Below are 12,408 nucleotides of genomic sequence, written 5' to 3' on the forward strand. Positions count from 1 at the left end.
CCGACGAGGTCAACCTCAAGGAGGTGCGCCTGGTCAGCGAGGCCGAGACCCCGGCCGAGCAGTACGGCCTGGTGACGACTCTGCAGGTCAACGCGCGCGCGGCCGGGCCGCGGCTCGGCAAGGACGTACAGAGAGTCATCCAGGCGGCGCGAGCCGGCGGCTGGGAGCAGGAGGTTGACGGCACCGTGACCGCCGGCGGCGTCGCGCTGCTGGAGGGCGAGTACTCGCTGGTCACCAAGGTGGAGGACCGCTTCGGAGACGCGATCGCGGCTGCCGTGCTTCCCGGTGGCGGGTTCGTGGTGCTCGACCTGGCGCTGGACGACGAGCTGCTCGGTGACGGTTACGCGCGTGACGTGGTGCGGCAGGTGCAGGACGCCCGCAAGGCGGCCGGATTGCACGTGGCCGATCGGATCACGCTGAGGTTGTCCGTGCCCGGACCCTGGGCGCAGGCGGTGGCGGACCGGGCCACCTTCATCGGCGAAGAGACCCTCGCGGTGGACGTCGCCGTCGAGGCCTCCCGGCTGGCGACCGATGGTGACTTCGACGGTGAGGACGACCGCGCCGTCGGCGTCGAGCTGACCAAGGTCGACCGGTGAGCCGCGCGAGCGACGATCGTTCCGCCGTCGAGAAGGAGGCCGACGAGATCTACCGAGCGATCCTGCAGCGGGCGCCCGAGCACAAGATCGAGCCCACGATCGCGCGCGTGGCCTCGCTGCTGGAGCTGCTCGGCGACCCGCAGCGGAGCTTCCGTGCGATCCACCTGACCGGCACGAACGGCAAGACGTCCACGGCGCGGATGATCGAGCGGCTGCTGCGCGAGACCGGGCTGCGCACTGGGCGGTTCACCTCGCCACATCTGCACACCGTGCGCGAGCGGATCGCGATCGACGGCGAGCCGATCAGCGCCGAGCAGTTCGTGGCGACATGGCGCGACATCGAGCCGTACGTCGCGATGGTCGACGCCGATCTGGAAGCGACCGGGCAGGCGCGGCTCAACTTCTTCGAGGTGCTCACGGCGCTCGGGTTCGCGGCGTTCGCGGACGCGCCCGTGGAGGTCGCGGTGGTCGAGGTCGGCATGGGCGGCGAGTGGGACTCCACGAACACGCTCGATGCCGAGGTCGCCGTGTTCACCCCGATCTCACGCGACCACGAGCGCTGGCTCGGTCACAGCATCAGCGAGATCGCGACAGTGAAGTCGGGGATCATCAAGGCGACCGACCCTGCCCAGGTGGTGGTCACGGCGGCCCAGCCGGAGGAGGCCGCTACGGTGATCGCCGGTGCCGCACACGAGCGTGGCGCACGCGTGGTGGCGGAGGGGTTCGAGATCGAGGTCGCGAACCGTGCGGTCGCGGTCGGCGGGCAGCTGATCGACCAGCGGGGGACCGGCGGGCTCTACACCGAGATCTTCCTGCCGTTGCACGGCGCTCACCAGGCCCACAACGCCCTGCTGGCGCTGGTCGCGGTCGAGCAGTTCTTCGGGGGCGGCGCGCTCGACGGGTCCGTGGTCGAGGCGGCGTTCGCGGACGCCACCTCACCCGGCCGGCTCGAGCTGGTGCGCCGCAGCCCCACCGTGCTGGTGGATGCCGCGCACAACCCGGGCGGCGCCGAGGCGCTGGTCGAGGCGCTCGACGAGGCATTCGCGTTCTCGCGGCTGGTGGGCGTGATCGGCGTGATGGGAGACAAGGACGCCGAGAGCATCCTCGCCGTCCTCGAGCCGGCTCTTCCCGAGATCGTGGTCACCCAGGCGAATCTCGACCGCGCGATGCCGGCTGACGACCTCGCCGAGATCGCCCGCGAGGTCTTCGGTGAGGACCGGGTGCACGTGCACGCGTCCTTGCCCGAGGCGATCGCGCTGGCGGCCGACCTCGCCGAGCAGGGCGATGACGACCGGATCGGCAGCGGCACCGGCGTGATCGTGGCCGGTTCGGTCATCCTCGCCGCGGAGGCCCGCGCCGTGTTCGGGCGGGACAAGAGCTGATCTATCCGGACTCCCGCAGCACGAGGGTGTGCGGGGCGATCAGGTGGCGGCCCTCGCCCTGGTAGCCGGAGATCCGCTCGTGCACCAGTCCCAGGGCCAGTCGGGCGAGCTCGCGCTTGTCGGGCGCCACGCTGGTGATCGCCGGGGCGGACCATCGGGCGATCTGGGTGTCGTCCCACCCGATCACGGCGACGTCGTCGGGGATGGACAGTCCCGCCGCGGTCAGGGCGCGGATGGCCCCGATCGCGAACCTGTCCTCGCGGCACAGCACCGCGTCGATCTGCTGCCGACCGACCACGGTCTCGATCGCGTGCGCCGCGGCCTCCACCGAGTAGTCGGTGCACGTCAGCACGAGGGCCGGGTCAGCGTGGACGCCGATCTCGGCGTGCGCCGCTCGGAACCCCTGGAGCCGTAGTGCGTTCGCGTCACTCGGGTCGCCGTTCACCATGCCGAGGAACGCCACCCGGCGGCGCCCGGACGTCAGCAGATGCGCGGTGGCGTCGCGCGCGGCCGCGACGTTGTCGATCATCACGTGGTCGGTGGTCGTGGGCCGTGCGGCCTCGCCGATCAGGACGAGCGGGACATCGCGCCGCAGTCCGGCGATCTCGTCGCTGCTCATCTGCGTGGGGTTGAAGACGACGCCGTCGACGAGGCCGTTCTCGCGGTCGGAGATCACCGCGCGCTCGGCGCCCATCTCGTTGAGGGTCTGCTCGATGACCACGCGGTAGCCGAGCTCGGGAGCCAGTTCGGCGACATGGCGCGCCAGATCCGCGAAGTACGGCTGGTCCATCTCCGGGAGCGCGAGCGCCAACATGCCGGTTCTGCCGGTCACCAGGCGTCGTGCAGTGAGGTTGGGGCGGTATCCGAGCTCGTCGATCGCGGCCTGCACACGCGCCCGCAACTCAGGTCGTACATGGGGATGCCCGTGCACCACGTTCGACACGGTCTTCATCGAGACCTCTGCGTGCGCGGCAACGTCGACGAGCCTGATCCGGCCCGGGGTGGTCGAGCCCTGCCGTTCCGCCATCTCGATCCTCCTTCCGTGTCGTGGCCTGGGGCGGATCGTACCGAGGTGCGCGTCGGACTTGTGCCGCTGTTTACAGCGCTATACGTTCGTCGGCATCCCTACGTTCGACAGCGTGGGAGCCGGGTGTTTGCCACCAGGGCGATCACCCGACACGACTCACGAAGGAGTGATCGCGATGGTCGACCGACATGGCCCGACCAGACGCCAGCTGCTGCGGACCGGTGCCGGTGCCCTCGGGGCCGCCGCCATCGGAGCGCCGCTGCTGGCCGGATGCTCGCCAGGAGGTGGCTCCGGCGGACGGATCGATCTCGACTTCTGGCACCTGCTCAGCGGCGGCGACGGCATCAAGATGGCCGACCTGATCGATGCTGCGAATGCTCAGAGTGAGACCTACTCGGTGAAGCCGACGGTGCTGGCATGGGGCGCGCCGTACTACACCAAGCTCGCGATGGCGTCCGCAGGCGGTCGAGCGCCCGACGTCGCGATCATGCACGCCTCACGCCTACCCGGATACGCGCCCGGCGGGCTGCTGGACCCGTGGGACATCGAGCTGCTGGCCGAGGTCGGGGTGACCGAGGAGAGGTTCCCCGGACCGATCTGGCAGCAGGGAACCAGCGACGGATCGCTCTACTCGATCGCGCTCGACGCGCACCCGTTCCTCATGATGTACAACCCGGAGATCTGCGACCGCGCCGGGGTTCTCGGCAGTGACGGACAGATCGCGGAGATCACCTCGCCCGACGACTTCATCGAGGTCGCCTCGGCCATCCAGGGAGTCACCGGCGTGCACGGCCTGTCCTACGGCTACCTGGGTGACGGTGCGCAGATGTGGCGGCTCTGGTACACCCTGTACCGGCAGCACGGAGCTGAGATGGTGCTCACCGGGGACCATGCGGAGTACGAGCTCGATGCGGCCGTCTCTGCGCTGGAGTTCATGCAACAGCTGCTCGACGACACGATCTGTTCGAGCAGCAGCGACTACGCGAACGCTGTCGCTGAGTTCGCCGGAGGCAGCGACAGCGGCCTGTTCTTCACGGGGGTGTGGGAGCTGCCCACGATGATCGATGCCGGGATCCCGCTGGACGCCAGCACGATCCCGACTCTGTTCGGGACGGACGCGGCCTACGGCGACTCGCACGCGTTCGTGCTGCCGCACCAGGACAACCCCGATCCCGAGGCGCGGCGCGCGAGCTACCAGTTCGTCTCCGACCTGCTCGGTTCGTCGTTCCGCTGGGCGGAGGCCGGGCACATTCCGGCGTTCCTGCCGATCACCGAGAGCCCCGAGTACAGCGAGCTCGTCCCGCAGGCGCACTACGCCGGGGCCGCGGACATCCTCAATTACGACCCAGAGGCATGGTTCAGCGGGTCGGGCAGCAACTTCCAGGAGTACTTCGCGGAGTACGTGCAAGGAGTGCTGCTTGCAGGGAACGATGCCGCCGCCGGGTTCGAGGCGTTCATGCGACGAGTCGATGCACTGATTCGCCAACCAAACCCGGTCGCCGGTTCTGGAGGAAGCTCATGACCACCGCACCGCAGACCGCCCCCACGGGTGTGGCGCCGCCCTCGGGCGGACGCCGCGTGCGCTCGGTCCGCGCGGGGGACCGGATCGCAGGCTGGGCCTTCGTGGCGCCGTTCATCGTGTTCTTCGTGGCCTTCATGATCTGGCCGATGATCCACGGCCTGTACCTCAGCTTCACCGAGATCTCGCTCACCGGTGCGGGTGGCAATCTGGTCGGCTTCCAGAACTACGCGGAGGCGTTCGCCGACGGCGACATGTGGCGCTCGCTCGGAAACACCGCCTGGTTCACGCTTCTGTCGACAATCCCGCTCGTGGTGCTCGCTCTCGTGATGGCGGTGCTCGTTGAGCAGGGGCTACCAGGGCAGTGGCTCTGGCGGCTCTCCTTCTTCATGCCCTACCTCCTGGCGTCCACGGTCGTCAGCCAGATCTGGATCTGGATCTTCAACCCGCAGCTCGGTATCGCGAACGCGGTCCTGACCACGTTCGGGCTCGAGGGCGTGGCGTGGCTGCAGGATCCCAACACCGCCATGATCGGTGTGGTCATCGCGACCGTCTGGTGGACGATCGGCTTCAACTTCCTGCTCTATCTCGCGGCACTGCAGAACATCCCGTCGCAGCAGTACGAGGCGGCGTCCATCGATGGTGCCGGCAGATTGCGGCAGTTCTGGTCGATCACCGTGCCGCAGCTGCTCCCCACGACGCTGCTGATCGTGATGCTGCAGATTCTTGCGTCGCTGAAGCTGTTCGACCAGGTGTATCAGATGACCGGCGGTGGCCCGGGTGGTGCGACCAGGTCGATTCTGCAGTACGTGTACGAGGTCGGCTTCACCGGCTACCGGTTCGGATACTCGGCAGCGATCTCCTACGTGTTCTTCGCGATCATCATCGTGGTCTCGCTGGTCCAGTTCCGTCTCACCCGAAGGAGCGATTCATGAGCGCCGCCGTCGCCGCCCCCACGAGTCGGGCTGTCAGCACGAGGGGTCGCGGACCGGGGCGACGAAGCGGTCCCGGACGGATCGCCGCCTTCGTCATCCTGATCGTGATGGCGATCGGATGGCTGCTGCCGTTCCTGTGGGCGGTCAACACGGCGTTGAAGACGGAGGAGGACGCTGCCTCGGCCACCCCGAGCTGGATCCCGGAGAGCGGCTTCACCCTGGAGTCGTTCGCGGATGTCCTCGCCGTGGGCAACGTGCCGGTCTGGGCGTGGAACTCGCTGCTGACCTCGGTGATCATCACGGCCATCACGATCACGATCTCGGCGCTGGCGGCCTACGCCTTCGCCCGGATCGACTTCGGTGGGCGGAAGTGGCTCTACGCCGTCGTCATCGCCTCGATCATGGTGCCCGGTCAGGTGCTGATCATCCCGCTGTACTACCAGATGCTCGCGCTGCGCCTGGTCGACACCTACTGGGGTCTGATCCTGCCGCAGGTCATCGCACCCGCGATGGTGTTCATCCTCAAGAAGTTCTTCGACCAGGTCCCGATCGAGCTCGAGGACGCGGCCAGGATCGACGGCGCAGGTCGCCCCCGGATCTTCTGGTCCGTGGTGCTTCCCTTGTCTCGTCCGATCCTGGCGTCGGTGGCGATCTTCGTGTTCATCGGTGCGTGGAACAACTTCCTGTGGCCGTTCCTGGTCATCAACGACACCTCGTTGATGACGCTTCCGGTCGGGCTGCAGACGGTGATCAGCGCGTACGGGATCGTGTACTCGCAGGTGATGGCGCAGGCCGTGCTCGCGGCACTGCCACTGATCCTCGTGTTCCTGGTGTTCCAGCGGCAGATCATCAAGGGCGTGGCCACCTCCGGCTTCGGCGGTCAGTGACCGTGTCCTCCCCGCCCGGCCCGCTGCGGGGCCGGGTGGGGAGAGGTCTCCCGTGGGCGCGGATGCGCCATGTGGGTGCGTGGCACTACCTTGTGCGCCATGTCCGTGCCGTCGCAGCCTCCGTCCCTGTCCAAACCGTCGTCGCCGCAGAAGAGCACCGGCGCCAAGTTCGGTGCACCTCCTGTCGTGGCGCTGCTCACCACCGCAGCCGTGGCCGTCGGAGGCGTGGTGGCGTACGTCGCTGCGAGAGGCGCCACCGTCACCGCGATGTGCGGTTCCAGCCGGATGCGGCCAGGCAACATCTGCGAGACCGAGCGCAACGGCATCGTCACTGGCACCGAGACCTATACCGAGGTGCTCGCCAGTGCGCTCCGCAGCAACCAGATCATCCAGTGGATGGGCATCGCAGCGATCGTGATCGGCGTGGTGTTCGCAGCGCTGATCGTGGTCCGCTGGCGGCAGGATGTCGCACTCAGGAACGGGCTGGGCAGCCAGTACGGAACACCGGCCAGTGAGTACTCCAAGACCGCGGGCACCTCGCTGCTCGGCCTCGTCTTCGGCGTCGGTGCCCTGGGTCTCGCAGCGTTCCTGCTGCTCACCGGGCTGGGCAAGGACGAGTGGGGCTACTTCGTCGGCGCGGCCGTCGTGGGGCTCCTCGGTCTGCTGTTCCTCGGTCTGGGTTTCCCCAAGAACGGCCAGCTCGTCCAAGTCTTCGACGCCGGCGTACGCGTGCTCGCCGGTGGCAAGCAGTACGAGTGGCCGTGGCACGAGGTCAACTACGTGATCACGCCCGCCAAGGGAGCCGCGAACCACAGCATCGGCGGGCCCGGCCTCAAGCAACTCCCGCTGACCGGCCTGCAGGGTGCCAACGCGTTGCAGGATCTCGCTCAGCAGCGGAGCGTCGAAGCGCGGTACAGGCCGGCGATCGAGGCGATCAACCGAGGCGAGACCGTCTCGTTCGGGAGCCTGGGCGTCAGCCGCGCCGGCCTCACCTCGGGGCGCAAGGTGCTGCCATGGAACGAGTTTGGTGGCGTGACTCTGCACCAGGGCAACGTCACGATCGCCAAGGTGCCCAAGGGCCGCTTCGCCAGCATGTCGCTCGGGGTGCTTCCGAACTACGCCCTGTTCGTGCACCTGACGAGTGCGATGGTCAAGCAGCAGCCGAGCTGAGGCGCCTACACGGGGTGGCGACGGGCGACTGTGACCGGAGTCACGTCGTCGACACGGTCCGTCCGATCCAAACACGCCCCACGCACCGAGGGGGCGCGGGAGAGTGAGCCATGGCGGAGCGCCGCCCTGGTCATTGCGAGCGAAGGAGCCGGCTGTGAAGAAGTTGATCAACGACCCGAACGACGTCGTTCCGGAGAGCGTCGAGGGTTTCGTCCAAGCACACGCGGACATCATCGTGGGGAGCGAGGATCCGGACGTCCTGTACGTGGCACGCGCGGGTGGTGCGGTCTCGGGCAAGGTCGGTCTGGTCAGTGGCGGCGGCAGCGGGCATGAGCCGCTGCACGGCGGCTTCGTGGGCGTGGGCATGCTCGACGCCGCCGTGCCCGGTCCGGTGTTCACGTCGCCGACACCCGATCCGATCCTCGCCGCCACCAAGGCAGCCGACGGCGGTGCGGGCGTTCTGCACATCGTCAAGAACTACACCGGTGACGTGCTCAACTTCGAGACCGCCGCTGAGCTCGCCGATGCCGAGGACATTCCGGTGAAGGCGATCGTGGTCAACGACGACGTGGCGGTCGAGGACTCGCTCTACACGGCCGGCCGCCGTGGCGTGGGCGGAACCGTGCTGCTGGAGAAGATCGCCGGCGCCGCGGCCGAGCGTGGCGACGACCTCGACGGCGTGCTCGCCGTCGCCACCAAGGTCAACGACAACGTGCGGTCGATGGGCGTGGCCCTCACGGCCTGCACCGTGCCGCACGCCGGCAAGCCCTCGTTCGATCTTCCCGAGGACGAGATCGAGATCGGCATCGGCATCCACGGCGAGCCCGGTCGACGCCGCATCAAGGCTGCTCCTGCGGACGAGATCACCGATCTGCTGCTCGACCCGATCCTCGAGGATCTCGGCCTGGCGAGCGGCGAGGACGTGTTGCTGTTCGTCAACGGCATGGGAGGCACGCCGAGCTCGGAGCTGTACATCGTGTACCGCCACGCGCGCGCGCGCCTGGAGGACGCCGGGGTCAACGTGACGCGCTCGCTCGTGGGCAACTACATCACCTCGCTCGAGATGCAGGGTGCCTCGATCACCGTGCTGCGGCTGGACGAGGCGACCACGGCGCTCTGGGACGCGCCCGTGCACACCCCGGCGTTGCGGTGGGGCCTGTGATGGCGGGTGCCGACGTCGCGTGGGCGCTCGCCTGGATCCGTGACAGCGCCGCGGTGGTCACCGAGCACCGCGGGGAGCTCATCGACCTCGACCGTGCGATCGGTGACGGCGACCACGGCGAGAACCTGCACCGTGGTTTCACCGCCGTGCTCGGCAAGCTCGATGGTGCCGAGCCGGCCACGGTCGGCGACGTCCTCAAGCTCGTGGCCACGACACTGATGTCCACGGTCGGCGGCGCCGCAGGCCCGCTCTACGGCACCGCGTTCCTGCGCGGGGCGAAGGCGGCGGACTCGGCCGAGCTCGATGCGGCCGGTGTGGCGGCGGTGCTGGCTGCCGGTGTCGAGGGGATCGTCGCCCGCGGCAAGGCCGAGGTCGGCGACAAGACGATGGTCGACGCGTGGACACCTGCGGCCGCGGCCGCGCAGGAGGTCGCCGAGGGCGGCGGCAGTGCCGCCGAGGCATTGCGAGCAGCGGCCGACGCGGCGCGTACCGGTGCCGAGTCGACCGACCCGTTGGTGGCCCGGAAGGGTCGCGCGTCGTACCTGGGGGAGCGGGCCATCGGGCACCGTGACCCCGGTGCCGAGTCGTCGGCGTTGCTGCTGGAGGCGGCGGCTGCCGCGGCGGGTGCCTGATGGCGACGGCGTTGGTGCTGGTCAGTCACTCCGCCCAGCTTGCGGCGGGGCTGGTCGAGGTCGCGAGCCAGATGGCTCCTGAGGTCGCGATCCGCGCCGCCGGCGGGACCGACGACGGCCGGGTGGGCACGAGCTTCGACCTGGTCCAGCACGCGGTCGAAGCGGCGTTGACCGAGGGCGCTGAGGGCGTGGTGCTGCTCACCGACCTCGGCTCCGCGACGCTCACGGCCGAGTCGGTGCTCGAGATGCTCGACGACGAGCGGGTGCGCCTCGCGGATGCTCCGTTCGTGGAGGCGGCCGTCGCGGCTGCGGTCGCGGCACAGGGCGGTGGTGACCTCGAGGCCGTGCTCGCGGCGGCACGTACCGCGATCGAGGCGTTCTCCGGCGGCGGCACGGTCGACCCCGGCGGCTCCGGCGGAGTGAGCGACTCAGGCGCGGCGGATCAGGCTTCCGGGACCACCCGGACCCTCACGCTCACGAACGCGCTCGGACTGCATGCCCGTCCGGCTGCGATCGTGGCGCGCAAGGCGTCGGAGTTCGACGCGCAGGTGACGATCAACGGCGTCGACGCAGCGAGCGTGCTCGCGCTGATGGCGCTCGGCCTCACCGGCGGCGCCGAGGTCCAGCTGAGCGCCACCGGCGCGCAGGCCGATGCCGCGGTCGCGGCGATCACCGACGAGATCGAGTCCGGTTTCGGCGAGGAGTGAGCACCCACCTACAGTGGGTGGCGTGAGCGAACCGCAACCGGCACCGACGCAGCGCCCGAAGCGCTCTGCTCGCGGAGTCTTCACCTCCGCGCTGCTGACCTTCGAGATCTGCGTGGTGCTGTTCGCCGCGCTCGTGGCGTTCGGTCTGCGGGAGCCGGGGACCAGCGCCGGCCCGATCTGGGCGGTGGCCGGCGGTGGCGCGCTGTTGTGCCTGATCGCCGCCGGCCTCGTGCGCAAGCCGATCGGGCTCGTGGTGGGGTCGCTGGTGCAGGTGCTGCTGATCGTCTCGGGGATCGTGGTCCCCTCGATGTACGTGGTGGGTGGTGTGTTCGCGGTGCTGTGGGCGGTGGCCCTGGTGCTGGGCGGCCGCATCGACCGCGAGCGTGCGGAGCGTGCCGCACTCGAAGATAAGTTGAGGGCATGACCGACGCACCTGCGCCTGAGCGCACCCTCGTCCTCGTCAAGCCCGACGGCGTTCGGCGCCATCTCAGCGGCGAGATCCTTCGCCGCATCGAGGCCAAGGGATACACCGTGGTCGCGCTGACGATGCGCACCGCCGATGCCGAACTCCTCGCCGGCCACTACGCCGAGCACGTCGGGAAGCCGTTCTACGACCCGCTGGTGGAGTTCATGAGCTCCGGCCCGGTGGTCGCCGCGGTGGTCGAGGGCCACCGCGTGGTGGAGGGCTTCCGCTCGCTGGCCGGTGCCACCGACCCCACCGTGGCCGCGCCCGGCACGATCCGCGGCGACCTCGCCCGCGAGTGGGGCCTGAAGGTGCTGCAGAACCTCGTGCACGGCTCCGACTCGGCCGAGTCCGCCGCACGCGAGATCGGCCTCTGGTTCCCCGACCTCGGCTGACCGATCTGCGGGACGATAGGAACCTCCACGAGGTGAGGAGGAACCCATGACGCTCCCGAGCGAGGACTGGCGTGACACCGGGCTCGCCGAACCCGACGAGCTCGACCCGGCGAACCCCCTGCTCGCCGGTGACGATGACGCGCGCGGCGAGGACTACCACCCCGCCACCGCCCGCCCGGACCTGGACGACCGAGCGAACGAGGCCGACGTCGTCGAGCAGGCCTACGAGGTCAGCGACGACGACGGCGACGAACCGGCGGAGACCTGACACTCCGCCGTCGTGCCCTGATGGTGAGATCGTCATCACGGCGCGAGATCGTCACCGCGCGCTGACGATCTCGCACCGGACCGACGATCTCGTCATGTCCCCGGCAGGCGGAACAGGTCCGGATCCGGTTGCCATGCCGCCACCGTGCGCGGGTTGAGCTTGCTCGTGAGCTTGCCGAACACACGATCCTCGTCATCGATCTCGTCGGGATAGATACGGATGACCCAGTCGCCGGTGCCGGTGATGGCTGCCTCCCGGCGCCTCTCGGCGATCACGACGTCCGCAGGAAGTCGGCCGGCGGGGTCCTTGCGGTACTTGATCGCGCCGTCGAACTCGACGTGCTGCCACCGGGTGGGGCTCGTTCCGAGTCGGCGCCACGCCGCGTCGGTGTAGAACGTGCCGCGGGCGGTCTGCACGGGTAGCTGGAGGATCGGCGTGGGCATGCCGCGGCTGATCGCGATCCAGCGGACGACGGACTCCGGCGCCGACTCCGCGTAGGGGTTGCTGGCACGGATCACAGCGCGTGCCTGTGCGGCGCCCCGGCTGCCGTCGACGATCCGGGCGAGAAGCGTCTCCCGAATCGGACGTGCCCGTTCCTCGACGGCGTCCCGCGAATCGCGGCGTCGCGGGCGGACGATCGCGCGCAGGCCGCTGTCGGCGACGACAAGTGCATCGCGCGGGTGCTCGAATCGTGCACAGTCGAGGATGGTGCGCAGGATGACCGTGACGCGGCAGCCGTGGGCCTCGGTGACGTCGTCATCGGGGAGCAGCGCGACCGAGCGGTTGATGTCCGTTGCAGCGCGGGACGACGGGTTGTGCTCCTGGATGACATGAGGGACGTCCGGCAGGTCCCAGACAGAGAGCCCCGGTATCGCGGCGGCACTCGTGCGTGCGAGGGTCACATGGGGAGCTGCCTCGATGCGGCGACGCAACGCCCGAGCCCACGCTGTCGCTGCACCTCCCAGCGCTCACCTTGCGGCGTGGCGATGCAGGCTCCGGGCCGCACACGGGTCCAGTGGCCGGCCCGCAGCTGTTCGTCGAACACGCGCCGACCGACGTGACTGCGCAGGTAGACGCGGGGCGGGCCGGTCTCGGACATCGCATGATCGTGGCAGTGGCAGGCCCACCTTCGCTGAGGGCCTGTGGAGAACTCATCGTGCGGCCCGCGAGATCGTCGGTTCGGCGTGAGATCGTCGTTGCGCGTTGACGATCTCGAGCCGCAGTAACGATCTCGCCGGAGTGGGACGGCCGGGGTCGGGTGGGGC

Annotated in this window: 15 protein-coding genes; 12 read left to right on the forward strand and 3 right to left on the reverse strand. The window is 69.3% G+C overall.

The window, feature by feature from the left end; genetic code table 11:
* A partial coding sequence (locus tag ACOJSN_RS20215; RefSeq protein ID WP_420114279.1) for a DUF5915 domain-containing protein occupies positions 1-596 on the forward strand: 596 nt, incomplete at its 5' end.
* Entirely contained in the window at positions 593-1,978 is a 1,386-nt protein-coding gene (locus ACOJSN_RS20220) for a bifunctional folylpolyglutamate synthase/dihydrofolate synthase (RefSeq protein WP_420114280.1), read from the forward strand. The genes ACOJSN_RS20215 and ACOJSN_RS20220, both read left to right, overlap by 4 nt.
* A 1-nt stretch (position 1,979) precedes the next feature.
* On the opposite strand, the gene ACOJSN_RS20225 is transcribed toward ACOJSN_RS20220, so the two are convergent.
* Positions 1,980-3,005 carry a LacI family DNA-binding transcriptional regulator gene (locus ACOJSN_RS20225; protein WP_420114281.1) on the reverse strand — a complete coding sequence of 342 codons (1,026 nt, stop codon included), beginning with the start codon at positions 3,003-3,005 and terminating at the stop codon, positions 1,980-1,982.
* A 175-nt stretch (positions 3,006-3,180) separates the two neighbouring features.
* On the opposite strand from ACOJSN_RS20225, the gene ACOJSN_RS20230 reads away from it, so the two are divergent.
* From ACOJSN_RS20230 to ACOJSN_RS20275, 10 genes are all read left to right on the forward strand, one after another.
* Positions 3,181-4,527, forward strand: a complete 1,347-nt coding sequence (locus ACOJSN_RS20230; protein ID WP_420114282.1) for an extracellular solute-binding protein — start codon at positions 3,181-3,183, stop codon at positions 4,525-4,527.
* The gene (locus tag ACOJSN_RS20235; protein ID WP_420114283.1) at positions 4,524-5,459 is read left to right on the forward strand and encodes a carbohydrate ABC transporter permease; all 936 of its coding nucleotides are present in this window, start codon (positions 4,524-4,526) and stop codon (positions 5,457-5,459) included. Before ACOJSN_RS20230 ends, ACOJSN_RS20235 begins: the two co-directional genes overlap by 4 nt.
* Positions 5,456-6,346: a carbohydrate ABC transporter permease gene (locus ACOJSN_RS20240; RefSeq protein ID WP_420114284.1), complete on the forward strand. Its 891-nt coding sequence runs from the start codon at positions 5,456-5,458 to the stop codon at positions 6,344-6,346. The genes ACOJSN_RS20235 and ACOJSN_RS20240 overlap by 4 nt, the downstream gene beginning before the upstream one ends.
* 99 nt (positions 6,347-6,445) lie before the next feature.
* The gene (locus tag ACOJSN_RS20245; protein WP_420114285.1) at positions 6,446-7,516 is read left to right on the forward strand and encodes a DUF6585 family protein; all 1,071 of its coding nucleotides are present in this window, start codon (positions 6,446-6,448) and stop codon (positions 7,514-7,516) included.
* Positions 7,517-7,670: 154 nt separating this feature from the next.
* On the forward strand, positions 7,671-8,678 hold the full coding sequence (gene dhaK / locus ACOJSN_RS20250; protein ID WP_420114286.1) for a dihydroxyacetone kinase subunit DhaK: 1,008 nt from the start codon (positions 7,671-7,673) through the stop codon (positions 8,676-8,678).
* Complete coding sequence (gene dhaL, locus ACOJSN_RS20255) at positions 8,678-9,310, forward strand: dihydroxyacetone kinase subunit DhaL (RefSeq protein ID WP_420114287.1); 633 nt, start codon at positions 8,678-8,680, stop codon at positions 9,308-9,310. Before dhaK ends, dhaL begins: the two co-directional genes overlap by 1 nt.
* Positions 9,310-10,017 carry a dihydroxyacetone kinase phosphoryl donor subunit DhaM gene (gene dhaM / locus ACOJSN_RS20260; protein WP_420114288.1) on the forward strand — a complete coding sequence of 236 codons (708 nt, stop codon included), beginning with the start codon at positions 9,310-9,312 and terminating at the stop codon, positions 10,015-10,017. Before dhaL ends, dhaM begins: the two co-directional genes overlap by 1 nt.
* Positions 10,018-10,039: 22 nt before the next feature.
* Positions 10,040-10,441 (forward strand): DUF4233 domain-containing protein, encoded by a 402-nt coding sequence (locus ACOJSN_RS20265; RefSeq protein ID WP_420114289.1) that lies wholly within the window; start codon positions 10,040-10,042, stop codon positions 10,439-10,441.
* Positions 10,438-10,875 (forward strand): nucleoside-diphosphate kinase, encoded by a 438-nt coding sequence (ndk, locus tag ACOJSN_RS20270; protein WP_420114290.1) that lies wholly within the window; start codon positions 10,438-10,440, stop codon positions 10,873-10,875. The genes ACOJSN_RS20265 and ndk overlap by 4 nt, the downstream gene beginning before the upstream one ends.
* A gap of 46 nt (positions 10,876-10,921) precedes the next feature.
* A complete protein-coding gene (locus tag ACOJSN_RS20275; RefSeq protein ID WP_420114291.1) occupies positions 10,922-11,143 on the forward strand; it encodes a hypothetical protein in 222 nt (73 codons plus the stop codon).
* Positions 11,144-11,235: 92 nt separating this feature from the next.
* Here ACOJSN_RS20275 and ACOJSN_RS20280 read toward each other — a convergent pair whose 3' ends face one another.
* A complete protein-coding gene (locus tag ACOJSN_RS20280; protein WP_420114292.1) occupies positions 11,236-12,045 on the reverse strand; it encodes a hypothetical protein in 810 nt (269 codons plus the stop codon).
* Positions 12,042-12,242: a hypothetical protein gene (locus tag ACOJSN_RS20285; RefSeq protein WP_420114293.1), complete on the reverse strand. Its 201-nt coding sequence runs from the start codon at positions 12,240-12,242 to the stop codon at positions 12,042-12,044. The genes ACOJSN_RS20280 and ACOJSN_RS20285 overlap by 4 nt, the downstream gene beginning before the upstream one ends.
* Positions 12,243-12,408: the final 166 nt, after the last annotated feature.

This window comes from Pseudactinotalea sp. (assembly GCF_048594945.1).
In the GTDB taxonomy this organism is placed as follows: Bacteria; Actinomycetota; Actinomycetes; order Actinomycetales; family Beutenbergiaceae; genus Pseudactinotalea.